This window comes from Corallococcus sp. AB032C (assembly GCF_003668935.1).
GTDB classification, from domain to species: domain Bacteria; phylum Myxococcota; class Myxococcia; order Myxococcales; family Myxococcaceae; genus Corallococcus; species Corallococcus exiguus.
Genome location: NZ_RAWP01000026.1, coordinates 71,152 through 97,829 on the forward strand (window position 1 = coordinate 71,152; position 26,678 = coordinate 97,829).

Here is a 26,678-nt window from a genome sequence, read left to right on the forward strand (position 1 = left end):
CATGCGGGCCTGGGGCCGAGTTCGGCACGCGCCTTCAACAGGGATTGCGCCAATTGCTCCTGGGGGGTGTCCCGCTTCGCCTCCCATGCAAGCCGGGCAGCTTCGAAGGATCGTGTCTGATCGGTGGCCACGATGGCGGCACGCGACTGCATCTGCCTGGGGTCCTCCCGCACCGCGGCCTTCTCATGAAGTGCGAGGCGGCTTTGCCATCCCACGGCGTCGCCTTCCGCTCTCGACACCCATGCCACCCCCAACACCAGCAACACGACAACCCATCGGCCCGCTTGCATCAGACGCTCCCTCAGGGGCCTTGACTCAAGGCGCCTGCATGGATTTCCGCCCCATTCAATGCAACCTCCTTGCCTGCATTGGATAGCGGGGACTCGTCTTCGGGGAGTCCGAAGCTCCGGACCCGTTGTCCACGAAGTGGGATGGGCCCCTCTGTCCTTTCCGGCGCGACATAGGCTTTACTGAGAGGCGCTTTGCATTTCTCTCAGGGGGGCAGAATGCATTGTCGTTGGCTCGTCGTCGCATTGACCCTGCTGTCCATCGGCTGTGCCCATTCGAAGCGTGCACCCGAAGCGGAGCTGCCCAAGTACGAGCACGTCTTCCAGAAGCCGCTGACGGAGGCGCTCGCCGCCACGCGCCAGCTGCTGGAGGAACAGGGCTACACGTTCGAGGACACGGAGGACCCCAACCAGCTCGTCACCACCTGGTCCGAGCCCGACCGAGCCGGCTCGCGCAACACCACATACACGCGCTACCTGGTGACAGGCATTGCACTGAGCCCGCGCCAGTCCGTCGTGCGCATCTTCCGCATGACGCACCAGGCGGCGGGCAATGACGTTGAGTGGAAGAAGGTGTGGTGGAAGGTCTACATGGAACGCGGGGAGCAAGTGTCCAATCCCTTCGTGAAGGAAGTCGACTTCAGCATCGACGACGCGGAGACCAAGCGGCTGTCCATGCTGCGAGGCGCCCAGCACGGCACCCGCGACCTGGACCTGGAGCAGGCCCTCACGCTGCGGCTGGAGTCCGCGCCCTCCGTCGAAGTCCTCGCCGGTAACGCGGCGGAAGACAAACGCCCCGCCCCCGTCCGCGCGCCGGAGTTCTACCTGGAGCGCTGGAAGGATGAGGCCGTCGCGGAAGGCCCGTGCACCACGTCCGTGCGCGGCCTGCCGGAACTCCTGCACCCGGGCCTCACGCTGCTCATCGGCGAGCAGCTGGGCTCCAACGAAGTGCCGGACGTGGTGGGCCACGTGGTGTGCCAGGCGGCCCAATCCGGGCTCGCGGTGACACTGGGCCTGTCCATCCCCGACACGGAGCAGGCGCGCGTGGACGCGTACCTGTCCAGCCCCGGCGCCCCCGCCGACCAGGACGCGCTGCTGGAAGGCCGCTTCTGGACGCGCACGTACCAGGACGGCCGCAGCAGCCGCGCCGTCATGGAACTCATCGACCGCGTGCGGGCCCTGCGCGCGGCGGGCCTGAGGGTGACGGTGGTGGCCTACGACACGGACCTGATGAACGGCAGCGAGCGCGACGCGGCCCTGGCCCAGGTCTGGACGAAGCGCCGTGCCGTGAAGCCGGACGAGGTCCAGGTGGTGCTCGCCGGCAACACGCACACGCAGATGGAGAAGGGCACGCAGTGGGACCCGTCCTTCACCCCCATGGCCCACCTGATGAAGGACCGCTCACTCGTCGTCCTGGACATGAGCTACGCGCAGGGCACGCGATGGGGCTGCGACCTGAACCGCGACAGCAAGCTGGTCTGCGGCATCGTGGGCGCCACGCCCGCGCCGACGGTGGCGGCCCGCGCCGGTCTGAGCCCGTACATCCAGATGCGCGAGACCTCCGCCACCGAAAGCCTCCAGGGCCTGCTGTACGTGGGCAAGCTCACCGCCTCCCTGCCGGCCATCCTCGGGCCACACGTGGAACCGCCAAAGGACCCCCGCCAGGCCCCCCGGATGCCCGGCCGCGACCGGCCTCTCCCAGGCGTCTTCTAGCGGACCACGGGTTGACGATAGTTAACGTCAGGGTTAACCATTCACCCTGACGTTAACGAACCTCGTCCGCCCGGAGTCACCGCCATGAAGCCCATCCCCGAGGACTGGCCGCGCATCTCCTCCAGCCTCTTCTACGTGGACGCCCCCGCCGCCATCGACTGGCTGGAGCGCGCGTTCGGCTTCCAGACGCGCCTCAAGGTGGAGGGCGCGGACAACAGCATCGTGCACGCGGAGCTGGCCTACGGCGACGGCGTCATCATGGTGAACTCCTCCGGGCGCCACGGCCTCCACCAGAGCCCCCGCCTGCACGGGGGCGTCAACACGCAGACCCTCACGGTCTACGTGGACGACGTGGACGCCCACTGCGCCCAGGCGCGCTCGGCCGGCGCCGTCATCCTCATGGAGCCCGAGACCAAGAACTACGGCGACGACTGGGGCACCAACCGCACCTACGGCGCCGAGGACCTCGAAGGCCACCGCTGGTGGTTCACCCAGCGCGTCTTCGGCCCGAAGTAGGTTCCTCACTCATGGCCACCCCGTCCGCGCTCGACCGCACCCTGGCCGCCCTCGCCGACCCCACGCGCCGGGGCGTCGTGGACCGGCTGCGCCACCGGCCCCACCCCGCCGGAGAGCTGGCCGCCGCGTTCGACATGAGCCCCCCGGCCATGTCCCGCCACCTGCGCGTGCTGCGCCAGACGGGGCTCGTGGAGGAACGCATCGACGCGGACGATGCCCGCGTGCGCGTCTACTCGCTGCGCCCGGAGCCCTTCGCCGCCCTGCGCGGCTGGCTCGACGAGGTGGAGTCCTTCTGGGGCGACCAAATGGGCGCCTTCAAGGCCCACGCCGAACGCACCCGCGGCACGAAGCCCTCCAGAGGCCGCAAGTCATGACGGCCGACCGCGCCCGCGTCACCACCTTCGTCGCCGTGTCCCCGCTGGACGCCTTCGAGGTCTTCACCGAGGAGACCGACCTCTGGTGGAAGAAGGGCCCGCGCTACCGCGGCCTCCAGAACCCTCGCGGCGTCCTGCGCTTCGAACCGCCCGGCCCCGGCGGCCGGCTGCTGGAGTCCTGCGAAAACGACGTCTACGAAATCGGCCGCGTGCTCGTCTGGGAGCCCGGCGCGCGGCTCGTCTTCCAATGGCGCGCGAGCAACTTCGCCCCCGGAGAGACCACCGAGGTCGACGTCCGCTTCGAGCCCACCTTCGGCGGCACCCGCGTGGTGCTCGAGCACCGGGGCTGGGACGCCATCCGCATGGACCACCCCGTGCGCCACGGCCAGGATGGACCGGCCACTGTCGCGACCATCGGCCGCTGGTGGGGGGACCTCGTCACGCGCTACCGGCTCCACGCCGCGCGGCCCCGCTCCACTTGAGGAAGCCCCGCGGACTACTTGCAGGGGCCGCAGTCCGCCGCGCAGCTGTCCGCCGTGTTGCTGCCGCCGCACTTCTCCGTCAGCTGGCACACGCCGTCACCGCAGCGGTAGATATCCTGGGGCAGCATGCGCGTGGTGATGGGCCGGTAGTTCACGCCGTTGTACGTGCAGCGCGTGTAGTACGTCCGCGTGGCGTCCAGCGTGCAGTAGTACCGGCACGCGCCCACGTGCTTCATCGGCGTGCACGCCGTCGTGTCGCTCCAGGACGACAGGCCGCAGGTGCGCACCGTGCTCTCGTCGTAGTCCAGGTACGCGCCGTCGTTCGCCGCGAACGTGCCCTCGCCCGTGAAGAGGTTGCCGAAGAAGCACGCCTCCTTCTCGTTGTAGGTGCTCAGCTCGTCCGTGGAGTACGGCATCGTCCCGCCCACCGCGTCGCGCCCCAGCACGGAGATGTTCACGTGCACGCCGTACTTGTTCGCGTGCGCCGCCAGACACGCGCTCACCACCTGCTGCTCCGCCACCGTCGCCGGCTGTCCCCCGGCCCACCCCGGCGCCAATCCCAGACTCCCGTCCCACAGGTAGCTCTTCCCCGTGGACGGCGACTGGTAGGTCAGCGTCATCCCCGCCGCCATCGAGCACCTCACCACGTAGCGCATCACCATCTCCGCCGTGGCGGGATCCTGCTGGAACCAGGTCTGGAACGCGTTCGTGGACAGCCCGTTCACCGTCAGCCCATTCACTGTCAGGCCATTCACCGTCAGCCCATTCACTGTCAGGCCATTCACCGTCAGGCCATTCACCGTCAGGCCATTGGAGGAGACGAGCGCGTCCGAGGACTGGCCCGTCACCTCCGTGGCTTCGTCGAGGGGAGCACCGCAGCCCACCAGCGCCGCGGCCAGACAGAAGAGCGCCGTCCAGGGGGAGGAACGGAATGAAACATTGCGAGGGGGATTGAGCTGCATGGGGACTGCCTCCGCGTGAGGGCCTCACGAGCCGTGCGGCCTGATCAACCGGTAAACGCACTCCGACGAAGCGAGCAGCACCCCTGCCCTCCCGGCCCATCCCCTTCGGTCCTTCGCACAACACGCGCGGCGTGCGGCGGCGGACGCTCCCTCCCTCAGCGCATGGCTGCGAACGCTCACCCCTTCCAAAAAGGTCAGGCAGTCCGCGTCCTGCTCCGGCCGGCCTTCGCCTTCGCCTTCGGGCGCGGCGGCCGAGGCAGCCGCACCGTGAACGTCGTGCCGTCCTTCTGCGTCGACGTCACCTCCACCGTCCCCCCGTGGGCCAGGACAATCTCCTTCACGATGAACAACCCCAGCCCCAGCCCGCTGTTGCGCCGGCCGCCCTGCTCACGCTCGCCCTCGCCCTGGTGGAACGGATCAAACAGCCGCTCGCGCAGCTCCTCCGGAATGGGCGCACCGGGGTTCTGCACCTCCAGCACCTGGTGCTCGCCCTTCGCCCAGCAGCGCAGGAACACCGGCGAGTCCGGGCTGCCGTGCTCCAGCGCGTTGCCCACCAGGTTGGAGAGCACCTGCGCCAGCCGCTCCGCGTCCCACTCCCCTTCCGCCTTGCCGTCCACGTCCACCGCCACCGCGCGGTCCGGGTACGCCGCGGACAATTCGTCCACCACCTGCTGACACACCGCCCCCAGGTCCGTGGGGGCCTTGCGCAGCGGGATGCCGCCGGCCAGCCGGGCGCGCGTCAAATCCAGCAGGTCCGCGATCATGTTCCCCATGCGCGTCGCGGAAGACTCAATCCGCTGCGCATGCTGACGGTGCTGCTCCGGCGTGCACTCCAGCGGCCCCCGGCGCTTCTGCGCCCGCGCCGACAGCACGATGGCGTTGAGCGGGTTGCGCAGGTCGTGCCCCAGGATGCCGATGAAGCGCTCGCGGAAGCGCGCCTCCTCCACCATCGTCTCCATCTGGCGGGTGCGCTCGGTGACGTCCATCATCGAGCCAATCATCCGCACCGGGCGCCCCTCGTCGTCGCGCGCCAGCACGCCCCGGTCCAGGACATGCGCCCAGCTGCCGTCCGCGCGCTGGAAGCGGTACTCCTCGCTCCAGACGTCGCCCGTGGACGCGACGAACTCCACCAGCCGGTCCACCACCCGGTCCCGGTCGTCGTCGTGCACGCGCTCGCCCCACCAGCCCAGCTTGTGCTCCAGGATGGACGTGGCGTGGCCGAACGCGTTCCCCGTGCCCGGGTCCCACCGCACGTGGTCCGTGGCGAAGTGCCAGTCCCACAGCACGTCATGCGTGGCGCGCGTCGCCAGCCGGTAGCGCTCCTCCGCCTCCCGCAGCGCGCTCACCGTCTGCTCCGCCCTGGCCAGCGCCGCCTCCACCTCCTGCCGCGCCGCCCGCTCCCGCTCCGCCTGATGCGCGTCCGCCGCCTGGCCCTCGTCGCGCGGCAACAGCCACAGCGCCAATCCCTCTCCGTGCCGCACCACCACGTACCGCCGCCCCGCCGGGTCCCCCGGCAGCAGGCCCACATGCGGAACACCCCGCATCAGCACGCGCACGAACGTCGCCACGTCGAACAGCGCGGCGCCCTCCCGCGTCCACAGGGACACGTGACGGCCCAGCTCCAGGGAGCGCACCCAGCCCTCCGCCGGGACGTTCATGGACGTCCAGCGGAAGTCGAGCGCTTCGCCTGTCTCCCCGTGCAGCGGCTCGAGGAGGACGCAGGGCGTCTCGCTGTCAGCGGGCAGTTCCCATGCCGGAGCCATTCCCGGCCCCCAGGACAAACCCATCATCGTGCTCCCCCCGACGCTACAGGTCTGTTCCCCCACCCTTCACGTCGGTGCCGGGCAGGCTGGAAAAACCCGCGTCTCACGGAATACTGACACATCTGGCCAAGAGTGGAGCAGCCCTGGAGGGCAGGGTGCGCGAAAATCGGTTCACCCCCGAGCAGTGGACCTGCCCTTCAGGACAGGTCAGTACCGGCCCTTGACGCCAATGATGGGCAGGGCAATGGGCAGTCCCACCGCACTCTTGGTCAGGGGTTGCCGGCTGTAGCCGCCGCCCAGGTAGTCGAAGCCCAGCGTCTCCGTGTTGAGGGTGACGTTGAGCATGTCCAGGTAGGCCTCCAGGGTGAACGTCTCGTAGGCCCAGGCCTTGGAGACGCGCAGGTCGAAGCGGAAGAAGGGCGGCAGCCGGTCCACCTGATCGCGATCCACCTGCACCCACGCGGGGCGGCCGTCTGCGTCCACGCCCTCGCGGTGCGTCTGGCTTCCCAGGGTGCCGTACTCCGGGCGTCCGCTGTTGAAGTGGAGCACGCCTCCCAGGGTGATGTTGTTGGAGAACTTGTGGCTGACCACCAGGTTCAGGATGTGTGTCTGATCGAACGCGAAGGGCAGGTCCGCGCTGTCCTCGGAGACGGCCCGACCTGACGAGTCATACCGATAGAAGGTGGTCCGCCGCGTGCTGCGCTGGAGGCTGTACGAAAGCCAGCCGAACCAGTTGTTCCCCAGCGGGTAGCGGATGAGCAATTCCAACCCATACGCCAGCCCATGGCTGGTGAAGTCCGGGATGTCCCAGTCGTCCCGGCTGACGGGCGGTCTATCAACGTCAATCTGCCGCGCGCGCACCCGGCGGAAGCCATCCTGGCGAGGGGGGCCCCCACCGGGCGGAGGTTCAACGACGTCCGGGTCTCCCGGGTCTCCGATGTCGTCCAGGTCGTTCGTCAGGCCTTCGTCGGAGAAGGGCGTGAGCTCGATGGTGCGCAGCATGGGGTTCACGTAGAACTCCAGCCCCACCTCCCACTTGTCGAAGGCCTTCCACTCCACGCCCGTGGAGAGCTGCACGCCCTCCTGAAGTCCCAACAACAGACTGCCCACGTCCACCACCGGCAGGCTGATGAGGGTGGTGGGCGGCTGGTGGAAGATGCCGGCGCCGCCCTTGAGCGTCACGGTGTCGGTGAGCTTGTGGCGCACGGTGAGGCGCGGCTCGATGACCTTGTGGTCGAACCCGCCGGACAGGTGGTAGCTGTCCAGGCGCAGGCCGGGCACCACCGTCCATTTGTCATTGGGCATCCACACGGCTTCCGCGTACGCGCCGGTGAAGGTGGCCAGGGCCACGGGCACGCGCACCGTGTCCTCCTCCACCTCCTGGCCGTTCTCCACCGTGAGCACGTCCACGATGGCGCGCTTGTGCTCCAGGTCCGCGCCCGCGCGCAGCACCAGCCGCTCATCCCATGGCACGCTGTAGCCCAGGCGCCCGGAGAAGTTGCCCTGGTCGATGTAGATTTCGTTCCCGTTGTCCGGCCCGCGCGACACGACGGCGAAGCGGTCCAGGCCCCACGTCCCGCCAATCTCGAGCTCGCCCTTGCCCAGCGGGTGGCGGCCGCGCAGGTCCACGCGGTGGAAGGCGACGGACTGGAGCGCGGTGTCGCCCTGGTCGTCCTGCGCCTCCGAGCCGAAGGTGTCCGACGAGCCAAAGGCAAACAGCCGCAGCTTGCCCTGCCCCACGTCCTGCTCCACGCGGGCCTGGTAGTCCCAGAAGTCCAACACCACCTTCGGGTTGGTGCGCCCCGGCGGCGGCGGGTCCTGCAACTGATTGGCCGCCAGCGCGATGATCCACGGCGTATAGGAATAGCGGCCCGCGAGGCTGACGTTGGTGCCGGTGGACTTGAAGGGCGTCTCGATGAAGAAGCCCGCGTTGATGAAGTCCGCGTAGGCGCTGCCGTGCACGCGGTCATCGCGAGGCCGGGTGAGGCGTCCGTCGATGGCTCCGCCCATCAGCCGGCCGTACCGCGGCGGCGGCGAGCCCGGATAGAAGTCGATGGCGTCCAGGAAGTCCGGGTGGATGACCGCGGGCCCCAGGAACAGGTGGAAGAGGATGGGGATGCGGATGCCGTCCAGGAAGTAGCCCGTGGACGCGGGCTGGCTGCCGCGCACCACCGGGTACGCCACGCCGGACAGCATGCTGCCCACGCCCGGCAGCAGCATGACCACGCGGAAGGGGTCGCCCATGGTGCCGGGCACTTCCCGCAGCTCCGCGTCGTGCAGCGTGATGCGGCTCACCTCCGTGCGCTCGCGGTCGCCGCGCACCACCGTCTCGTAGGGGTTCAGCACGAGCGGCTCCAGGCCGTAGACGACCTCCAGCGACTCGGTGGACTTCAGCGCCTCGCGGAACAGGCCGGGCTTGTGGCCGGGGGCGAACACGCGCACCGCCTGGCCGCCCGTGGGGAAGCGCGCCTCGAAGCGGCCGTTCTCGTCCGTCTGCACCGGCGAGTCCGGCGCCGCGTCCGACACCAGCGTCGCCCCAATCAACGGCCGGCGGTTGCCCTTCTCCCGCACCAGGCCCTTGAGGGTGATGGGGCCCTGCGGCATGGGAACGCCGCCGTCCGCGCTGGTGGCCATCGGGACGGGCGCCTCGAAGCGGTACTCGAAGAACAGGCGCACCGCGACGGGCTGGCCCTCCATCATCGCGGGAGAGAAGCGCAGGGACGGCGCCGCGTGCAGCGCGGCCTCGTTGAGCAGCGGGTGCACGCCGTCCACCAGCGTGGCGGAGTCCACCTCGCCCGCCTCGTCCACCAGCAGCTCCAGCTTCACCGTGCCCGCCACGCCCTCGCCCACCAGCCGGGGCGGGTACGGCGCGGGCGAGTCCCTCACCAGCGCGGGCGGCACGAAGGCGGCCAGCGGCCCCCCGTCCACGCCAGCAGCCGCCGCGCCGGGCTCCACCGCCCAGCCGCCATCCGTGGTGCGCTGGAGGTCCGCTTCCTTCGCGACCGTACCCGTGCCCCCGTCCTGGGGACCGTCCCCTTCCGTCCACGGCGCGTCCATGCTCCGCGGGGCGGCGCCGGTGGTGAGGTTCTCCTGCGTGACGGGCAGGCCCGCGTCCAGGGTGTCGCCCAGCCGGGCACTGCCAGGGTCCGCTTCAGGAGCTTGGGCTCGAGCGGTCAGCGCCGGCCACGACAGGCACAGGCAAAGCACCAGCGCGGCGGCGTGCCAGGGGGTGCTCCTCTTCGCGAAGGTCATGGGCGATGGCGTTCGTGCAAGGAAGGTCCCGGCCGGCATCCATGAGGCCAGGGGATGTCCGCCCTGACAAGCGCTGCTCCGTGACGCGTGCCATCACCACCCGCCCGGGGCCGTGCAGGCAGCGGACCTTTTCCGCTGGAGGACATTTGCACTCCGCGTCAAGTCTCGCCGTGGATGACGGGACCGCTCCCCGGGACGGGGCGCCCCATTTCGGATCCATCCCCACCTTCCAGGAAGTCGCCCTTTCCCATTCCCGGACGCCATGCCCATGGTGGAACGCCCCAACCCTCCCAGAGCACTCTCCAACGACATGCACCAAGGCAGGGTTCGCGTGGCGCCCGGCGTCACGCGAGCCTGCTTATGATTCCCCCGCCGTCCCTGCGCTACCTTCCTCACGGACTGCTCGCGTCACTGCTGTTGGGCCTGATGTTGATGCCGCTGCTCTTCCCGCCGTCGCTGGCGCGCGCGGGCAATGAAGGACCGGACACGTTCATCGACGAAGGGCCCCCCGGGGCCACGCCCTCCAGGGAGGCCACCTTCGTCTTCACCGCCACCACGCTGAAGCCCGTGTTCTGGTGCTCGCTGGATGGCAGCCTCTACATCCCCTGCGAATCCCCATGGCGCCTGAAGGACCTGCCCGTGGGCGAGCACACCCTGGACGTGTACGCGGTGGACGTGAACACCGCGCAGCGAGACTCCACCCCGTCCGGCTGGGTGTGGCGGGTGACGAAAGCCGATCCGCGCGCGGGCACGGCCCGCCCGCCCGCGTCCGCGCCCTGAGAGGCCCCTTCAGCGGCGCGTGGGCAGGATGGCGCTGGCCACCAGGCTCATCAGCTTGAGCTGGGGGCGCGGCAGCCGGCGCACCGCGCGGAGCAGGCGGCGCATCTCCGGCAGGTCGTCCTTGTCCGTGGAGTCCTCCTCCCACAGCCCCGCGCCCGCCGCCGCCGCCAGGGCCAGCCCCAGGGACGCGTCCGCGGACAGCTGCAGCGCCAGACACAGGCGGAACAGCGTGGGGACGCTGGGCATCATCTTGCCCCGCTCCAGCCGGCCGTAGACCTCCGACGCGATGCCGACGCGATCCGCCACGTCCGCCTGCGTGAGGCCAGCCCGCAGCCGCGCGGCCCGGGCCGCCGCCCCCACGCTGACCGCCAGCTTGCGCTCCAACTGCCGCCGCGACAGCGCCGCCGCTGACGCGGGCGCCACACGGGGCTTCTTCCGGAGGCGGCCGGAAGCGAGAGGACCTCGGGGGTGGGTTTTCACCACATCAACCTTGCACGTGACGTCCGGTGGGGTGGCCGCAAGGCTCGCGACCCCTCCACCGCCGGAGCAGTTCAGAGGTCGTTATAACCCGCCACGTCACCCGGGCCCATCCCTATATGGCAGGTAGTCCCGCATTCCCCCGTCCACCGGAAGCGCGTCGTTCATGGCTCCATTAGCCCACATGAAACGACACGCGAACCCTGGAAGGTCTGGGAGATTGTCCGGGTTCGGGGCCCCGGGGTTGCGCCGGGGGGGTCAACCGTCCGCGGTGGCGACGCGCTCCCAGCCGTCCGGGTAGTGCGTGACGAGCCCCAGGGCGTCGGTGTCCACCTCGGCGACGAAGGCGCCTCCCGCGCTCTCGTAGCGGTAGCGGGTGGAGGACAGCCGGGTGTAGCGCTGCTCCAGCCGCTCCAGGGACAGCTCCGGCAGCCGCACCCACGCGGCCGTCACGTCCCGGGACTGGCCTTGCTCCAGCCCCAGCCGGCGGATGGGCAGCGTGTTGGTGGCGGGGGTGACGCTCAGGTCCACGTCCACGCACCCGCGCAGCTCCGGCACCTCGCGCCCGTCGCGCCACCAGCGCTGGTGGTCATCCACCTGGAGCACCAGCGTGCGCCGCGTGCCGCCCTGGTGCACGGCCAGCCGCGCCTCGCGCGTGTGCCAGTCCGGGTCGCACGCCACCGTGTAGCGCACGAGCAGCGGAAGGCCCTCGCCCACCAGCACCACGGTGCCGGAGAGGAGCGGGCCTTCGGCGGACTCCCACAGCTCGAAGTGCTCGGTGCCGGGGGACTCCAGGCGCCGCCAGGTCAGGGCTTGCAGGCAGCGGCCCTCGGGCGCTCCGCCGGGCCGGGCGGTGCGCGCCGTCATGGGACGGGACTCCGGGAGCTCCCGGGGCTCGGAGACTTCACCGGGCCGCCTCGGGAGCCGGCGGCCTCACGGCGCGCCACGTCCGGCGTAGAGGCAGTCCAGGGCCTCGTCCAGCAGGCACAGGGCGGCGTCGCTCCAGCCGCGCAGCCGCTGCTGGGGCGTGGGGCGGCCCACGTGGGGGATGAGCTGCGCGTCGGCGGCGTCCTCGATGAACTGGGCCTGCTGCTCCGGGTTGAGCTCCGCCCAGCGCCGGTGACCCACGGCCTTGCGCCAGTCGTAGCCGTCACCCAGGTATTGCGCGGCGAGCGCGCCGCTCAGGTAGCCCGTGCCGCCGTGCTGGTGCTGCCACACGTGCGTGAGCTCGTGCACCAGCAGCCGGAAGCCCACCGCGCCGTAGCCGGGCGGGATGAAGAGGACGTCGCCGTGGGCGAACGCGCGGCCCGGCAGACCCAGCAGGCCCAGCGCGCCTTCCTTCACGCGCACGCAGCGGTAGTCCAGGCTGTCGCCGAAGATGGGACGCAGCCGGTCCACCTCCGCGTCCGTCAGCCGGCGGCCCACGGGCTCCAGGCCCGTCACCACCTGCACGGCGGACAGCACGCGCCCGCCCAGCATCAGCACCAGGTCCACCGGCACCTGCGCCACGCGGAACAGGCAGCGCTTGAGCTGGGGCAGCCCGTCGCGCGAGCGCCCCGTCGCGCAGCGGGCCATGCCGCCGGCGAAGAGCACCAGCGCCAGGTACGCGCTGCGCGCGGCGCCCGCGGACGCCCCGGCGATACCGGTGAACAAACCGTGGCCCGCGTCCGCCACCCGCGCCGTCAACGGCGCCAGGCGGGGAGCGTCACCACGGCGGGAGTCACGGACTGCTTGCGGATTGAGCGAGGTGGGAGACCCCAAGGACCCTCTCCAAGAGCGAGCGCAGCTCACCGGCGCGCCAGGGCCGGCCGAGTGCGAAGTGGGTGTCACAGGCCGTCAGGAAGGTGGCGCTCGCTTCAGGACGGAAACCAGAGGACAGGAGGATGCGCGGACCGTGGAAGCCCCGGTCCACCAGACGGCAGAGGAAATCGCTCACGACGCGGCGATCCGCGTCCAGGTCCAGCACCAGCCCGTCCACCTCCACGCCCATGTCCAGCCGCCGGTCCGCCGACGTCGCCCCCAGCGACGTCACGATCCGGCACGCCAGCCCCACCTCACGCGCCACCGCCAGCCGGACCTCCGGGGCCTCGGAGACCACCAGCAGGACCGGCGCCGCCTTCCCCGTCCGGGGCGAAGCGACCGGGACCCGGGCCCCGCGCCGCGCACCCGGGACCGCGGGCGCCGTGGGACGGCTGAAAGCGAATTCCGGGACAAGGAGGGAAGATGGTGCGGTGGACACGCCCCAAACAATAAGCAGCAAGAACGGAAATATCAAGCTTGGCTTGAATCACCGCCAGAACGGGGAGTTCCTACCAGGGTGAGGGACGCGATCTCCGGGGCGGGGCCCAGGCGCAACGGGGGGCCCCAGTAGCCCGTGCCGCGGTGCGTATAGACCCGGGTCCCGGCGACGGTGGCCAGGCCCTGGACGACGGGCTGCTGGAGCTTCACGAAGAACATGAAGGGGAAGATCTGCCCGCCGTGGGTGTGGCCGGACAGCTGGAGGTCCACGCGCAGGCCCTGCAGGGACAGGGCGGTGCGGGGCTGGTGGGCCAGCAGCAGGCGGGGCACGTCCGGCGGGGCGCCAGCGAGCGCGAGGTCGGGGCGGCTCTCCAGGGGCGGATCGATGTGGCCGGCATCGTGGTCGGTGACGCCTGCGACGACGAGCCGGGCGCCACCGCGCTCCACGACGCGGTGTTCGTTGGTGAGGACGGTGATGCCCAGCCGGGCGACCTCGGCCATCCAGGCGCGGGCGCCGTGGTAGAACTCGTGGTTTCCGGTGACGTAGTAGACGCCCAGCGGAGCCTTGAGGGACGCGAGCGGCGTCATCTGGTCGCGAAGCTCCTCCACGGAGCCGTCCACCAGGTCGCCGGTGATGGCCACGATGTCCGGCTTCAGGGCGTTGACCTGGTCCACCACGCGCTGGAGCCACACGCCGTCCAGGGTGGGGCCCACGTGCACGTCGGACAGCTGCACGACGCGCAAGCCCTCCAGGCCCGGGCCCAGGTCCTTGAGCGCCACGGTGGTGCGCTCCACGCGGGCCTTGCCGCGCGCGGTGACGAAGGCGAAGGCCACGGCGGGCACGACGGTGCCCAGCACGGCGGCCGCGCGGCCCCGGGCGAGCGCGTGCATGTCCGTGACGGTGCCGGACAGGGACAGCACGGCGCCGACGACGTCCGAGGCCAGCACGGCGGTGAGGAAGATGCCGAACGCGCCCAGCCAGAGGTACGCGCCCCACTGGATGACGCGGGAGAAGCCGGTGGCCTCACGGCGGGCGGCGCGGAAACCCGCCAGCAGGACGAGGAAGCAGAGGCCCAGCAGTCCCCAGCCCACGGCGGCCCAGGGAGCGGGCCAGCCGGGCGCGGTGAAGAGGCGCAGGCCGATGTAGACGTGCAGCGCGACGGGCAGGCCCAACCCCAGGAGGAGGGACAGCACCGACCGCCAGCCGGGAGCCCCGGCCGAGCGCCGGGCCCGCCGTGATGAAGCTTCTTCCGAGGACACGTCCGTCGTCACGCGCGCCACCCTGTCGTCCCGGGAGCCGGGACGCCTTCGAGCGCGGGAAGATAACGGCCACCCCCACGCCGCGCCCGCCAGCCCCGCCGGACGCCTGGCGGGCCGTCATGAACTAGTATTTCTTGATAAACATGGAATCACGCCCTGGGTATTCCTGGCTCGCGCTGGCGCTGTGCAGCGTGTTGACGACGGGCTGCGCGACCGCGACGTGCCTCGACAGTGTGACGTGCTGTGTGGAGGCACACCCGGGCAATCCGGCCGCGTGTGGACTCACTGACGCAGAGGCCGCCGCCCTCCTGGGTACCGCGGCTGTCGGAGCAGCAGCGGTCGGCGCCACGCTTAAGGAACTGGATGATCCGAACGAGGGATGGCGACAGCACTGCATTGACCGCTACGTGCAGTGCAAGGACTCGAAGAAGCCGCGCTGGTTGGGGGACTGTTACGCCTGCCTGCGAAACTGCGAGGGCCAGAAGCAGTGGCCATTCGATCTCTGCCGCCCTCGCCGAAACTAAGCAGGTCGCCAGAAGTTCCTGAACCCATCGGCCTGACCCGCTGGGCAGTCAGGGGTGGATTCATCTCGGAACTCACGGCGTTCTACTTAGACGAAGTAGCCCCCAAGGATCCTCTGCAGCTGAGCCTTCAGGCCCGCGTCGCCGAACGCTGCGCGAAGGACGTCGCCGTCCTGGCAAACCGCGCGCATCAGCGAGTCGAGGTTGTTGCTGACCGCTTCGGGCTGATGCTGCTTGAGCGCCGTCCACATGCGCTGGGACACGACCTTCAACGGTTCAGGCCCGCTCGCGCCATCCAGCCATGTGGCGCACCTGCCGCCAAGCCCCAGGAACGAGAAGAGGTCCTCCTGCTTGGCCTTCGCGTCCGCCTTCGAGTCGCACGGGATGGCGTAGAAGCGCGGCATGTTCCCGTGGAGCACCGTCGAGGCGGCAATCACGAATGCCTTGGTGTGCTTCGGACACGGGGAGCCAGGGAACAGCCCCGCGAAGCGCGTCGTCGTCTTACCCTCCCCGATGTGCAGCAGGTGGGGGCCGTTCATGACGACGTAGGCGACGTAGGGGCTCCTGACCTGCTTCGGGTTGGAGACCTCGACGGCTTCGATTTTGTGAAGAAACTTGGGAAGGTCCTGGAGCATCACGCAATCTCCTCACTTGGCCGACGACGGCGTCGGTGCCATTCCTCTACGTTGTGAGGCGGCACCACCTCCATTCCCGAGTGGAGTCGACGAACAGGCCGTTCCCGGGAATCGGTCAGCGTAGTTGTGCGAAGTACTTGCACCACGATGCGCGGATGGATGGGTCGAAGGGGGTGCGTCCGGCGCGGGCGGTCCGCCTGCTCCCGGCGGGGTTGAAGTGGATGAACTCCCCGTCCCTCACGAACTTCTTCTGCTTGAAGCGGACCCTGTACGTGGAGAGGTAGTTGAGAAGCGTTTTCTCGGATGGGACGGGCCGGGGCAACCGATGCGATGCGTTGAGATGGTCGAGCAAGAAGTGCGCATGCCAGGCCGCGCTCTTGTGCCAGTGCTCTCTCTGCACGGCGCGGCCGAACACACCCACGATCAAGCCGAGCCTGATTTGTATGGTCCCCTTGATGACGGGCCCACTTCGCTTCTTTCCGCTGAGCCGCCGCTCCTCGGAAGACAACAATTCGAGGTAGGCCGATGCGGCCTCGAGGCCGGCGATCGCGGCCTCGCGCGCTCTGCCGTAGACGTCAGGGTGCGGCGCTCGAAAACGCCGGGCGCGCGTCACGACCTTTTCGAGGTCCCTGACGCCGGACCGCAACTCTCGAGCGAAAGCTGATTCATCGAGCAGATTGAGATCGCGCTCGATCTCCAGAAGCATCTGAGCCAGATGCTGCCGTTCTTGGAGCGTCAGCTCGGGCGCGCCGACTGTTTCGAGGAACTCGCCGATCCCCTCCATGAACTCGGCGTGCCGTGAATCCTTTGCCTGCGTTGGTGCCGCGTCATCGCCCATCGCTTCCTCGACCGGGGATAGAAGGGAGTGGGAGACAAGCTCATTCCGGCCAGCCCTCCCCCACTCGCGGCGAGCTCGGCGGGACTATTTGAACTCCCGGAGCATAGATGCGCTCTTGCCGCCCAAGAATGTCTCCGATAGTTCCGAAACGGCTGGCCCCTGACGGCCCAGCGGGTCATGCCGATGGGTTCAGGAACCTCTGGCGACCTACATAGGAGCCCCATGGACGAGCAGGAATTGAGCTGGGACGACATTCGGGACCTCGCGCGTCGCGTCTCGGACGGGGAGCCGTTCAAACTCACCTCCGAGTCGCGTGCCATTCTTCAGCGCACCGGCCTCCAGGTCGGAATTCCCGCAGCGGACGTCGAGCGGGCGCTCCATGGCGAGGCCAGCGCCGCGACGCTGCTCGGCGAGGTTGCAAGGCGCATCCGGGATGGGTCCCACCGCTTGTCACGCGCCCTCAGCGAAGCGACAAGGCTCCAGGAGACGAGCGACATGGCCGGCGCGCGGCAGGTGCTCCGCGCCATCCTGGAGGACGAAGTGGTGCCGCTCTACCGCGACATCGCGCAAATCCAACTCGAAGCCCTGGATGAAGGCTGATGGCCGGGGCGCGGCGCCCGCGAGGCACCGCGCCCTGCCCCTGTCAGCTCCGCGAGCGGCGGCGGCGCACCAGGGCGCCCAGGCCCACCAGCGCCCAGAGGCTGATCATCCCCGCGGGCGCCGAGCCGCAGCCGCAGCCCACGTCCAGGTCGGTGGGGCCTCGCACCTGGAAGCCCACCTCCGGTGAACGCAGCCCTGCCTCGCCCTGCGGCGTCACGACCTGCGCGACGACCTTGTGCGCCCCCGTCGCGAGCGCCTTGTCCGCCGTCAGCACGTGGCGGAAGACCCCTTCGTCATCCGCGGTGGCGGTCGCGAGCGCCGTGCCGTCCAACTCCAACCGCACGGACGTGCCGGGCAGCGCCACGCCCACGAACATGAAGGTCGGATCCACCGTCGAGCCCTCCTCGGGCACGAGCACCCTGGGCGTCGCGGGATCCACCGGGCCCGCGTCGGAGCCGCCATCCGCTCCGCCGTCCGCGCCGGGCACCACCACCTCGAAGCCCACGACGTCGGAGTACGGCCCGTCATCGCCCGCCTCGTTGTGCGCGTGCACCGTGACCTTGTGCGCGCCCACGCTCAGCGGCGCGGAGTCCGGCACCTGGAAGCGGAAGCGCCCCAGCAGGTCCAACGGCACGATGTTGTCCGGACCGTCGTCGATGACCACGCCCACGTTGACGCCATTGGGCGCGGTGCCGGCGAACAGCGGCGTGCGCCCCACCGTGTCCCCATTCGAGGGCACCACCAGCACGGCCATCTGCACGACGCCACCGTCCGCGAGCACCACCGCGGGCGTGGAGAAGCGCACCGGCGTGGAGGGCTTGCTCGCCACGCCCAGCGACTCCGCCCACGCGATGACGTCATGCGCGCCCGCGCTCAGCGGCGTGGTGGGGTCGTAGGTGAAGCGGCCATCCGAGCCCGGCACCGCCGCGCCAATCTCCCGCCCATCCACGACGAGGTGGACGACCGGCCCGTTCGTGCCCGCGGTCCCCTCGAAGCGAGGGCGCGTGGTGGTGGACGCCTCGCCCGCCACCGGCGCCGTGATGACGGGCGTGACGGGGACCTGGAAGGACTGGGACAGCTCCTGCACCGTCCCCGTGGACGTGCCCCCGTCCGGAGTGCCGGCATCCGACGTCGTGGTGGCCGGCCCCGCGCCGTACGAACCCGCGCCCGGGTAGGCGGACACGCCCGCGCTGCCCGCGCTCGCGTTGGGAACACACGCGATGCTCTTGCCCTCGAGCAGGATGCGGCCCCCGGCGCCACCACCGCCCGGCCCGAAGGGCTGTTTGTCCAACTGGGTGTTGCCGCCCGCGCCGCCCCGCGCCTCGACCCCGCCGCAGTTCACGATGTCCACCGCGCGCAGCACCACCGCGCCGCCCGCTCCGCCACCGCCCGCGCCGTCGTTGCCCGACGAGGCCCCCGCGGTCGAACCCGAGGCGCTGTAGATGCCTTTTCCCTCGAACGCGGTGGAACGGATGAACACCACGCCGCCGCCCGCGGCGCCGTTGGAGCCGGCCGCGTCGGAGCCCTGCCCCGCGCCGCCGCCGCCGCCGAACGCGAAGCGCTCGAACACCAAGTAGCTCAGCGCCGCGCCGCCCACTCCGCCCTGGTCTCGCGCCCCGTCCGCCGTCGACGTGCGCCCACCGATGCCACCCACGCCGCCGTGCCCGCCACCGCCGCCGCCGGCCGCCGCGCAGTTGCCGCCGCCACCGCCGTTGGTCAGGTTGCCGCGCCCGGTGGTGATGCCGGTGCGGGAAATCTTGCCAGCCACGCCCTCGCCGCGCTCGGAGCCACCCTTGCCAGGGTCCAGCTCCAGCGCCGTGCAGCCATTCAGGTCAGCGACGTCGGCCCGGAAGACACCGCCCAGGTAGCCCAGGCCATCCGCGTCGATGCGGCCATCGTTGACCACCTTGCCACTCACCAGCATCGCGAGGATGCCGCCGGACTTGCCATTCCACGGCGTCACGGTGAGCCGCGCGCCCGCCTGGATGACGACGTCGGAGTACTCGGCCACGCGCACCACCTGGGCGCGCCCGGAGGCGTAGGCGTAGCGCAGCGGTGCGGTCAGCGTGAGGAGGGCGGGCGTGGAGGACGACACCTTCTCCAACCGCGCCAGCTCCCAACGCCCCAGCGTGACCGCCCCCGTCAGCGCCACGGGCTTCGTGTTGCCCACGTCAGGCGCGGAGGACAGGCCGGTGCTCTCGTGGATCATCACCAGGTCGCCAGCGGAGATCTTGAGGCCGGAGACGACCAGCTCCTGGCCCCCCGCCGCGACGCTCTTGCCCAGGGGCGCGTCCACGCCCATGGCGACGCCCTGCCCCGAAACAAGGTTGAGCACGCCGTCGCGTCCGGTGCCCAGGTCAAAGGAATCCGGCTCCGCGCGAGCGACCTGCGCCAGGAGCAATCCAACGATGAGAGCCAGCGTGATGCGCATGCCCCCATGGTGCCCCACCGGGCGTCCGGGGTCGAGGGTGGCCCACCCGCTTCAGCGGGACGGAATCAGGTCCTGGAGCCCCCGCGCGTTGACGGGCGCGAAGAAGGGCTGCCGCAGGAGCCGTCCCAGGGCGCGGCGCTCGACGCAGAGGAGTTGGAGCGAGTCCTCCCACTCCCCCAGCACGGCCACCGCGCGCACGTCGGCCGCGTCGCGGTACAGGTCGTTGAGGTTGTGCACGAGCGCGGACACGTCCTCCACCTCCCAGCGCTCCGTGACGTCGCCCGCCGCGACGTGCAGCTCCAGCGCGGGGCGCTCGCGCACGTCCACGACTTTGAACTTCCGGGCCGCGCCGCCCATGGCCGCGGTGAGGGGGCCCACCAGCTCATCCGGCCGGACGCCGTACCCCACGGTGAGCCCGCCCACGAGCACACCCGCTTCGCACAGCCGCAGCAGCGACACGTGGGGAGGCTCGCCCTTGGGTACGAGCCCGGACGCGGCGGCGGAGTCCTTGAGCAGCCGCTCGCGGTCGAGCGCATCCAGCAGGGAGGCCATGGCCGGGCCACCCTATCAGGGCTCCTCGCCCTCCCAGTAATCGACCTGCGCGTCCAGGGGCAGGTATGCCATCAGCGTGCGCGCCGCCTTGTCGCCTCCGGGCGCGGCGCCCGCGAAGACGCCCACCTTCTTCGAGTCCGGGTACACGAGCACGTCCGGCGCCTCCATGGTGGAGAAGCACAGGTAGCGCAGCGGCTCCGCGCCATCGTTGATGAGCTGGTGCGCGCACTCCGCGCCCGGCGGCAGCGCGACGTAGTCCCCTTCGCGCACGGGCAGCGTCTCCGTCCCCAGGCGCAGCGAGCCCGTGCCGGACAGGACGTAGACGGCCTCTTCATTGCCCAGGTGGTAGTGCAGCGGCCACGAGCGGCGGCCCGGCGGGAGCTCCACCAGGCTGCACCCGAGCTTGCGACCGTGCGCGGCGGCGCCCAATTGCTTGCGCTTGAGCGCCACGCGGCTGCCGTGGGCGAGTTCGGTCCAGGGAACGTCTTCGGCGTGGATGAGGTGGGGCGAGGCCATGGTGGACTCCTGCTTCACGGGCGCTCCGCGACGAGCGCGAACACGCGGTGGGGAACGGACATCGGCTCCTGGGGGAAGCGCGCGGTGAGGAGCGCGGCCAGCGCGGCGTCGAAGCGGGCCACCTGCTCGGGAGGGAGCATGGCGCCAATCCGCGCGTTGGCGCGCATCCGCCCGCGCCACGCTTCGTGGGTATAGGGCGTGAGCGTGTCGAAGGTGAAGGACGTGAGGGACTGGAAGCCAGCCACGCCCACGTCACGGAACCACTGCGGGTAGATGCCCACGCCCTGTCCGAAGTGATCCACGGCCAGTTTGACGCGAGGGCTGAACTCCTCCACCAGGGCCTCGGTGGCCTCCAGCAGGTTGCCGGGCAGGGCCGTCCAGTCGAAGTGGCAGACGATGAGCTTCCCGCCGGGCTTGAGCAGGCGGAAGACCTCGCGCGCGGCGGCGGCGCGGTCGAACCAGTGCCAGCACTGGCCCGCGAATACGCGGTCGAAGGAACCCGAAGGCAGGCCGGTGTTCTCCGCGGGCGCCTCACGGAAGTCCACGCGGAGGCCCTCGTCGCGAGCGAGTTGTGCCGCGGCCTCCAGTTGCGGCGCGGACACGTCCAGGGCGGTGACATCGCAGCCGCGCCGGGCCAGGTTGCGCGCGACGGTGCCGGTGCCGGTGCCCAGGTCGAGCACGCGCAGGCCAGACGTCAGCACGCCGTCCTGTTCAAGCCGTGTGTAGAAGGCCTCCGGGAAGCCTGCCCGGTGTTTCGCGTAGTCCGACGACGTGCGTCCGAAGTCCACGTTCATGGTCGTTCTCCCCGCCAGGTCATGCCTCGGCCATGGGGAGGCTCAGCTCGACAGGATGGTCCAGTCGAGTCGAGACTCCGCTCCAGGGAGGCACGCGAAACATGGTGCGTCGTGCAGGGGGACGTTCTCAATCTCGATTCGACCATCCAGTTGAGGAGGAGCTGCTGCGCGCGGAGGAGGCGGCGGCCCTGCTGGGGGTAAAGCGAGCGACGCTCTACACGTACGTGAGCCGGGGGCTCGTGCGGTGCGTGCCGGAGAAGGGCACCAAGGAGAACCGCTATCTGCGCGCGGACGTGGAGCGGTTGAAGACGCGCCACGACGCCCGCGCGGGCCACGCGGCGGTGGCCTCCGGAGCACTGCGCTGGGGCGAGCCCGTCATCGACTCGTCGGTGTCGCGCATCAGCGAGGAGGGACTCTCGTACCGGGGCCACGACGCGGTGGAGCTGGCCACACAGGGCCACCGCTTCGAGGACGTGGCGGAGCTGCTGTGGACCGGGCACCTTCCGCGGGAGTCCACGGCGTGGCCCGCCCCGGAAGCGCCGCAGTCGTCACTCACGCCCACCGCGCTCGCGGCCATGCTCCCGCGAGACACCCCGCCCCTGTCCTCCCTGGCCGCGCTGGTGCCGCTCCTCGCCGCGAGCGACGCGGGCCGCTTCGCCGCGCCCGTGGAACAGGACATGCTCCGCGCGCGGCGGATCATCCGCCACCTGGGCGCGTGGGTCTGCGTGGCCCAGGCTCCCGGCCGCGTGTCGCGCGCGTTGAAGGAACCCACGGTGGCCGCGTCACTCGCCACGGCCTGGGACGCGAAGCAGAAGCGGGCCGCGGAGCTGATCAACCTGGCGCTGGTGCTCTGCGCGGACCACGAGCTGAACACTTCCACCTTCGCGGCCCGCGTGACGGCCTCCTCCGGCGCGGACCTGTACGCGTGCATCAGCGCGGCGCTCGCGGCCATCTCCGGCCACCGTCACGGCGGCGCTTGCGACCGGGTGGAAGCGCTCATCGCGGAGGTCGGCCGTCCCGAGCGCGCCGCGCAGGTCGTCCACGGCCGCCTGCGCCGGGGTGAAGCCGTGACGGGCTTCGGCCACCGCCTCTACCTGAAGGGAGACCCGCGCACGCCACCGCTCGTCGCCGCCGCGTTGAGCGTGAAGCCCGAATCCCTGAAGGTCCGCGTGGCCCGCGCCGTCATGGACACCATGCGGGACGCCGGCCATCCGCCCCCGTCACTGGACTGGGGACTGGTGATGCTCGCGGACGCGCTGGGCCTGCCCTCCGGCGCCGCCACCGTGCTGTTCAGCCTGGGCCGCACCGCGGGCTGGGTCGCCCATGTCCTGGAGCAGCGTGAACAGGGCCACCTGCTCCGCCCCCGCGCCCGCTACGTGGAAGCCCCCGCCCAGTAGCACCGTGAAACATTCCGCGCGGCTGTCACCTGGCGTGCACGCCGCGCGGCTTTCCGTTTGGCGCTCCGGGCTCCCGTGCACACACTGGCAGCCCCGTGAGCACCTCCCGTCCGACCCTGCCCTATCCCGCCCTGATGTTGCTCGGCAACGTGGCCTTCATCGCCTCGTGGATCGTCATCCTCAAGCGTCCCGAGGGCTGGCAGCTCGTCGGCCCCGTCCTCCTCGCCCTCTTCCTGGCCCTGCGCGTGGGCGGCGTGTGGAAGTACGCCCTGAACCACCCGGACCCCTCCGGCCGCACGAGGCGCTCCGCCATCCTCTCCACCGTGCTGGCCGTGCTCGCCGTGGGCCTCTGGGGCTACACATGGATGAGCGGGCCCCGCTAGCAAACGAAACGGGCGCCCCTTCCGTGAGTGGAAGGCAGCGCCCGTCGTCACTTCCAACAGCGGAAGCAGTCCCGCGTCAGACGTTGAAGCGGAAGTGCATGCAGTCGCCGTCCTGCACGACGTACTCCTTGCCTTCCACGCGCAGCAGGCCCTTCTCCTTCACGGACGCCTCGCTGCCCAGCTTCACCAGGTCCGTCCACCCGAAGACTTCCGCCTTGATGAAGCCGCGCTCGAAGTCGGAGTGGATGACGCCCGCCGCCTGCGGCGCCTTGAAGCCCTTGTGGATGGTCCACGCGCGGCACTCCTGCTCGCCCACCGTGAAGTACGTCCACAGGCCCAGGAGCTTGTAGCCCTCGCGAACCACCTTGTTCAGGCCGGGCTCCGTCAGGCCGGAGTCCGCCAGGAAGCCGGGGCGGTCGGCCTCGGCGAGCTGCTGGATTTCCGACTCCAGCGCCGCCGCCAGCACCACCACGCCCGCGCCTTCCTTGGCGGCCATGTCGCGCACCTGCTGCACGCGCGGGTCGCTGTCTTCCTTGCCAATCTGCCCTTCGCTGATGTTCGCCACGTACAGCACGGGCTTGTCCGTCAGCAGGAACAGGTCCTGGATGGCCGCCTTCTCGTCGTCGGTGAGCTTCTGCGCGCGCACCGTGAGGCCTTCATCCAGCTTCGCCTTGATGCGGTCCAGCAGCGCGACCTCGGCCTTCGCCTCGTCGCCCGCCTTGCCACCCATCTTGGTGTTCTTCAGCGAGCGCTCGCGGCGCTTCTCCACGGTCTCCAGGTCCTTGAGGCACAGCTCCGTGTCGACCACGTCCCGGTCCCGCACCGGATTCACGCCTCCCTCGACGTGAGTGACGTTGTCGTCCTCGAAGCAGCGCAGCACGTGGAGCACCGCGTTCACCTGCCGGATGTTCCCCAGGAACTGGTTGCCCAGGCCCTCGCCCTTGGACGCGCCGCGCACCAGGCCGGCGATGTCCACGAACTCCAGCGACGTGGGGATCTTCTTCAGCGGCTTGATGAGCGCCGACAGCTGGTCCAGGCGGTCGTCCGGCACCGGCACCACGCCCACGTTCGGCTCGATGGTGCAGAACGGATAGTTCGCCGCCTGAGCGCCCGCGGCGGACAGGGCGTTGAACAGGGTGGACTTGCCCACGTTGGGCAGACCGACGATGCCAATGGAGAGAGCCATGATGGATTCCTGGAACAGGCGGGCGCGGCGGAAGACTCCCGGCCGTCAGGCCGAGCGGCGGGTCGCCGAGGCGCTGGTGGCGCCGGGCAGACCCTGCACGAACTGCTCGGCCAGCGCGCGGTGCTTGGCGTCGTCCATGCGCTCGCTCATGAGCTTGCCGGCCACTTCCATGGCCAGGTCCACGGCCATGGAGCGGACCTCCGCGATGGCCTTGGCCTTCTGGTCTTCAATCTCGCGGCGGGCGGACTGCTTCAGCTCCTCCGCCTCCTTGCGGCTCTTGGCCATCAGCTCGTCGCGGAACTTCTCCATGTCCGCCTGCACGCGGCGGGTGGTCTCCGCGGCCTCGCGGCGGGCCTCCGCGATGGCCGTCTTCTGGTCGGCGAGCAGCTTCTCCGCCTCGGCGCGCTCACGCTTCGCGCTCTCGATGGCGTTGGTGATCTGCTTCTCGCGCTCCTCGACGAGCGACAGGATGGGCCCCCACGCCTTCGCCCGCAGCACCAGCAGGACGATGACGAAGGTGACGATGGTCCAGAAGATGAGGCCCGGACGGACCTCCACGAAGCTGCTGGCGGCGAGGACTGAGGGCAGGAACATGGCGGGTCCCGGTGAAGCGAAAAGGCAGAGGGAGGATGCGGGAGACTTCAGGTGAGACGGTACGGCGGTACTGCGAGCCGGAACGCCGGCGCCCCTTCTTCCCGAAGAGGACGCCGGCTCCCGGTGACACCAACGCCCTGACTCAGACCTTGATGGCGAGCAGGATGCAGACGACCAGCGCGAACAGCGTGGCGCCTTCGATGAGCGCCGCGGCGATGATCATCGTGGTGCGGATGTCGCCGCCGGCGGCCGGCTGACGGCCCGTGGCGTCCATGGCGGCGGCGGCCAGCTTGCCGATGCCGAGGGCGGCGCCGATGATGGAGAGACCCGCGCCGATACCGGCGGCGAGGAACGCGAGAGCGATGTTGGTCATGGGAGCACGTCTTCTTTCGTGAGGCGGGACCCGCTTGTGGGGGGGTCGTGAAATCCCTTTAGGACTACCTCCGGCGGCCTTTCGAACCGCCGGGTCTTCAACCGGAGCGCGCCGTCACGAAGACGTGCGCCCCGTCAACTTGTCCGGCTCAGGCGTGGTGCGCCTTGCCGTGGTCGTGGCTCTTGTCACCTTCGTGGTGCTCGTCGTGGTGGTGGCCCATGGCCACGCTCATCCCGATGAACAGCGCCGACAGCATGGTGAACACGTACGCCTGCACGAAGGCCACGAACAGCTCCAGCAGGTAGATGCCGAAGGCGAACGGCACGCTCACCAGCGCCACCGCGGGGTTGCGGAGCATGAAGATGAGGCCCAGCAGGAAGAAGATGACGATGTGGCCCGCCAGCATGTTGGCGAACAGACGGATGGTGAGCGCGAAGGGCTTGGTGAACAGGCCCAGGAACTCCACCGGAATCATGATGGGCCACAGCCAGGGGGCCACGCCGCCCGTCAGGTGCTTGAGGTAGCCACCGATGCCCGCCGCGCGGATGCCCGCCGCCTGCGTGACGAAGAAGGTGCACAGCGCCAGGCCGCAGGTGACCGCGATGTTGCCCGTGGCGGTCGCCATCCAGGGGAACAGGCCCAGCAGGTTCATGAAGAGGATGAAGAAGAACGCGGTGAGCAGGTAGGGCACGTAGCGGGGGCCCTCCTCCTTGCCAATGTTCTTGATGGCCAGCTCGTCACGGACGAAGAGGACCAGCATCTCGAAGAGGTTCGCCCCGGCGCCGCGCGGCACGAGCTTCGTCTTGTCGCGGTTGCTCCACACCAGGATGGAGCCGATGAGCAGCAGCGCCGCCAGCCACATCATCACCGTGTGCTTGGTGATGGAGAGGTCCACGCAGCCGGCGCCCAGGCCCGGGTAGACCTCGCCGTGACCGCCGCCGTGCGGATCCGCCACCGGCGTGCAGGCGCCATCCTTCAGCGGGATGAGGATCCGCGGCAGGTGGATGGGGATGTGGTTGTGGCTGAGGGGGATCTCGAACTCGTACTCGTTCGAGTCGGACACGTGGTGGAGGATGTACGCGGCGACGTCCTCGCCCTCGGCGTCCGTCTCATCGTTCGCGTAGCCGTGCTCGGCGGCCTGGTCGGAGGCCCATACGACGCCCGCGAACAGACAGGCGAACAGCACCATTGCCTTGCGCATCACTCGTCTCCGCCCGCCGTGTCTTTCGACGCGGCCATCACGTAGCTGACTTCAATCCACTGCAGCGCGAAGTAGACGCCGAAGAAGCCGCCCACGAACGCGATCGCGCTCAAATTCCGGGACACCACCCACGCCAGCCCAATCCCCACGCCCACGCCCCTGAGGGCGAAGACCACACCGACCACCTTCAACGCCGCCTTCAAATCCGCCTGCAACGACGCGCGCCGCTTCAACACCAGCGCCAGCACACCCGTCAGCGCCGCGATTGCCACGCCCAGCAGCGCGGCGACCCGGTCCTCGGTCACCTTCGGCAGCGCCGCCGCCACCACCGTGCCCACGCCCATCACCGCCGCCGCCAGCCCCGCGTGCGTCCAGAACGGGTCCCGCTTCGGCTGTCCGCCCGTCCCCGTCACTTGCGCTTCCCCAGCCGCGTCATCGCATGGAGGAAGCTGTAGAACCCCACGCCAATCCCCACCAGGCTCAAGCCCAGGAGCAGCCAGGGCGACGTCCCCAGCCACTTGTCCAGGAAGTACCCTCCCAGGACCCCCACCAC

Annotated in this window: 28 protein-coding genes; 8 read left to right on the forward strand and 20 right to left on the reverse strand. The window is 70.2% G+C overall.

From position 1 onward, the window contains the following. The first annotated feature begins 506 nt into the window (after positions 1–506). The 4 genes from D7X99_RS14140 to D7X99_RS14155 all read left to right on the forward strand — a co-directional run bounded on the left by D7X99_RS14140 (position 507) and on the right by D7X99_RS14155 (position 3,372). Entirely contained in the window at positions 507–2,000 is a 1,494-nt protein-coding gene (locus tag D7X99_RS14140; protein ID WP_121778268.1) for a hypothetical protein, read from the forward strand. Positions 2,001–2,084: 84 nt separating this feature from the next. Beyond that, on the forward strand, positions 2,085–2,516 hold the full coding sequence (locus tag D7X99_RS14145; protein WP_121778269.1) for a VOC family protein: 432 nt from the start codon (positions 2,085–2,087) through the stop codon (positions 2,514–2,516). A gap of 11 nt (positions 2,517–2,527) precedes the next feature. After that, positions 2,528–2,890 carry a helix-turn-helix transcriptional regulator gene (locus tag D7X99_RS14150; RefSeq protein WP_121778270.1) on the forward strand — a complete coding sequence of 121 codons (363 nt, stop codon included), beginning with the start codon at positions 2,528–2,530 and terminating at the stop codon, positions 2,888–2,890. Further along, the gene (locus tag D7X99_RS14155) at positions 2,887–3,372 is read left to right on the forward strand and encodes an SRPBCC domain-containing protein (protein WP_121778271.1); all 486 of its coding nucleotides are present in this window, start codon (positions 2,887–2,889) and stop codon (positions 3,370–3,372) included. Before D7X99_RS14150 ends, D7X99_RS14155 begins: the two co-directional genes overlap by 4 nt. 14 nt (positions 3,373–3,386) lie before the next feature. On the opposite strand, the gene D7X99_RS14160 is transcribed toward D7X99_RS14155, so the two are convergent. The 3 genes from D7X99_RS14160 to D7X99_RS14170 all read right to left on the reverse strand — a co-directional run bounded on the left by D7X99_RS14160 (position 3,387) and on the right by D7X99_RS14170 (position 9,349). Further along, positions 3,387–4,334 (reverse strand): hypothetical protein, encoded by a 948-nt coding sequence (locus D7X99_RS14160; protein WP_121778272.1) that lies wholly within the window; start codon positions 4,332–4,334, stop codon positions 3,387–3,389. A gap of 194 nt (positions 4,335–4,528) precedes the next feature. Continuing rightward, positions 4,529–6,097 (reverse strand): ATP-binding protein, encoded by a 1,569-nt coding sequence (locus D7X99_RS14165; RefSeq protein WP_158624501.1) that lies wholly within the window; start codon positions 6,095–6,097, stop codon positions 4,529–4,531. A 207-nt stretch (positions 6,098–6,304) separates the two neighbouring features. Then, positions 6,305–9,349 carry a TonB-dependent receptor gene (locus tag D7X99_RS14170; protein ID WP_121778273.1) on the reverse strand — a complete coding sequence of 1,015 codons (3,045 nt, stop codon included), beginning with the start codon at positions 9,347–9,349 and terminating at the stop codon, positions 6,305–6,307. Between the two features lie 360 nt (positions 9,350–9,709). Between D7X99_RS14170 and D7X99_RS14175 the strand changes: the two genes are divergently transcribed. Next, the gene (locus tag D7X99_RS14175) at positions 9,710–10,129 is read left to right on the forward strand and encodes a hypothetical protein (RefSeq protein ID WP_120579241.1); all 420 of its coding nucleotides are present in this window, start codon (positions 9,710–9,712) and stop codon (positions 10,127–10,129) included. Between the two features lie 9 nt (positions 10,130–10,138). Here D7X99_RS14175 and D7X99_RS14180 read toward each other — a convergent pair whose 3' ends face one another. The 7 genes from D7X99_RS14180 to D7X99_RS14210 all read right to left on the reverse strand — a co-directional run bounded on the left by D7X99_RS14180 (position 10,139) and on the right by D7X99_RS14210 (position 16,098). Beyond that, entirely contained in the window at positions 10,139–10,552 is a 414-nt protein-coding gene (locus D7X99_RS14180) for a helix-turn-helix transcriptional regulator (protein ID WP_223639461.1), read from the reverse strand. A 312-nt stretch (positions 10,553–10,864) separates the two neighbouring features. Further along, a complete protein-coding gene (locus D7X99_RS14185) occupies positions 10,865–11,473 on the reverse strand; it encodes a putative glycolipid-binding domain-containing protein (RefSeq protein WP_121778274.1) in 609 nt (202 codons plus the stop codon). A 66-nt stretch (positions 11,474–11,539) separates the two neighbouring features. Then, positions 11,540–12,367, reverse strand: coding sequence for a DUF4157 domain-containing protein (locus D7X99_RS14190; protein ID WP_233605113.1), 828 nt, complete (start codon positions 12,365–12,367; stop codon positions 11,540–11,542). Continuing rightward, positions 12,327–12,704, reverse strand: coding sequence for a hypothetical protein (locus D7X99_RS14195; protein ID WP_304988689.1), 378 nt, complete (start codon positions 12,702–12,704; stop codon positions 12,327–12,329). The genes D7X99_RS14190 and D7X99_RS14195 overlap by 41 nt, the downstream gene beginning before the upstream one ends. A gap of 173 nt (positions 12,705–12,877) precedes the next feature. Continuing rightward, the gene (locus D7X99_RS14200; RefSeq protein ID WP_121778275.1) at positions 12,878–14,038 is read right to left on the reverse strand and encodes a metallophosphoesterase; all 1,161 of its coding nucleotides are present in this window, start codon (positions 14,036–14,038) and stop codon (positions 12,878–12,880) included. 676 nt (positions 14,039–14,714) lie between these two features. Beyond that, positions 14,715–15,260 (reverse strand): hypothetical protein, encoded by a 546-nt coding sequence (locus tag D7X99_RS14205; protein WP_121778276.1) that lies wholly within the window; start codon positions 15,258–15,260, stop codon positions 14,715–14,717. 115 nt (positions 15,261–15,375) lie between these two features. Continuing rightward, positions 15,376–16,098, reverse strand: coding sequence for a hypothetical protein (locus tag D7X99_RS14210; protein ID WP_121778277.1), 723 nt, complete (start codon positions 16,096–16,098; stop codon positions 15,376–15,378). A gap of 222 nt (positions 16,099–16,320) precedes the next feature. On the opposite strand from D7X99_RS14210, the gene D7X99_RS14215 reads away from it, so the two are divergent. After that, positions 16,321–16,698, forward strand: coding sequence for a DUSAM domain-containing protein (locus D7X99_RS14215; protein ID WP_121778278.1), 378 nt, complete (start codon positions 16,321–16,323; stop codon positions 16,696–16,698). A gap of 43 nt (positions 16,699–16,741) precedes the next feature. On the opposite strand, the gene D7X99_RS44475 is transcribed toward D7X99_RS14215, so the two are convergent. From D7X99_RS44475 to D7X99_RS14235, 4 genes are read right to left on the reverse strand one after another with little or no spacing between them, the layout of a single operon-like run. Beyond that, positions 16,742–19,129 carry an MYXO-CTERM sorting domain-containing protein gene (locus tag D7X99_RS44475; RefSeq protein ID WP_121778279.1) on the reverse strand — a complete coding sequence of 796 codons (2,388 nt, stop codon included), beginning with the start codon at positions 19,127–19,129 and terminating at the stop codon, positions 16,742–16,744. 51 nt (positions 19,130–19,180) lie between these two features. Continuing rightward, positions 19,181–19,681: a hypothetical protein gene (locus D7X99_RS14225; protein WP_121778280.1), complete on the reverse strand. Its 501-nt coding sequence runs from the start codon at positions 19,679–19,681 to the stop codon at positions 19,181–19,183. Between the two features lie 15 nt (positions 19,682–19,696). Then, complete coding sequence (locus tag D7X99_RS14230) at positions 19,697–20,197, reverse strand: cupin domain-containing protein (protein ID WP_121778290.1); 501 nt, start codon at positions 20,195–20,197, stop codon at positions 19,697–19,699. A gap of 14 nt (positions 20,198–20,211) precedes the next feature. Beyond that, a complete protein-coding gene (locus D7X99_RS14235; protein ID WP_121778281.1) occupies positions 20,212–20,991 on the reverse strand; it encodes a class I SAM-dependent methyltransferase in 780 nt (259 codons plus the stop codon). A 101-nt stretch (positions 20,992–21,092) separates the two neighbouring features. On the opposite strand from D7X99_RS14235, the gene D7X99_RS14240 reads away from it, so the two are divergent. Further along, positions 21,093–22,388, forward strand: a complete 1,296-nt coding sequence (locus D7X99_RS14240) for a citrate synthase (protein ID WP_121778282.1) — start codon at positions 21,093–21,095, stop codon at positions 22,386–22,388. A 95-nt stretch (positions 22,389–22,483) separates the two neighbouring features. After that, a complete protein-coding gene (locus tag D7X99_RS14245; RefSeq protein ID WP_169830798.1) occupies positions 22,484–22,771 on the forward strand; it encodes a hypothetical protein in 288 nt (95 codons plus the stop codon). A gap of 76 nt (positions 22,772–22,847) precedes the next feature. On the opposite strand, the gene ychF is transcribed toward D7X99_RS14245, so the two are convergent. From ychF to D7X99_RS14275, 6 genes are all read right to left on the reverse strand, one after another. Further along, a complete protein-coding gene (ychF, locus tag D7X99_RS14250; RefSeq protein ID WP_121778284.1) occupies positions 22,848–23,957 on the reverse strand; it encodes a redox-regulated ATPase YchF in 1,110 nt (369 codons plus the stop codon). 45 nt (positions 23,958–24,002) lie between these two features. Further along, entirely contained in the window at positions 24,003–24,551 is a 549-nt protein-coding gene (gene atpF / locus D7X99_RS14255; protein ID WP_121778285.1) for a F0F1 ATP synthase subunit B, read from the reverse strand. A 142-nt stretch (positions 24,552–24,693) separates the two neighbouring features. Next, positions 24,694–24,924 carry an ATP synthase F0 subunit C gene (locus D7X99_RS14260; RefSeq protein ID WP_014400382.1) on the reverse strand — a complete coding sequence of 77 codons (231 nt, stop codon included), beginning with the start codon at positions 24,922–24,924 and terminating at the stop codon, positions 24,694–24,696. A 148-nt stretch (positions 24,925–25,072) separates the two neighbouring features. Beyond that, entirely contained in the window at positions 25,073–26,125 is a 1,053-nt protein-coding gene (gene atpB, locus D7X99_RS14265; protein ID WP_121778286.1) for a F0F1 ATP synthase subunit A, read from the reverse strand. Further along, complete coding sequence (locus tag D7X99_RS14270; RefSeq protein ID WP_121778287.1) at positions 26,125–26,538, reverse strand: hypothetical protein; 414 nt, start codon at positions 26,536–26,538, stop codon at positions 26,125–26,127. The genes atpB and D7X99_RS14270 overlap by 1 nt, the downstream gene beginning before the upstream one ends. Continuing rightward, positions 26,535–26,678: AtpZ/AtpI family protein (locus tag D7X99_RS14275; RefSeq protein ID WP_169824969.1), on the reverse strand; the 144-nt coding region annotated here is incomplete at its 5' end. The genes D7X99_RS14275 and D7X99_RS14270, both read right to left, overlap by 4 nt.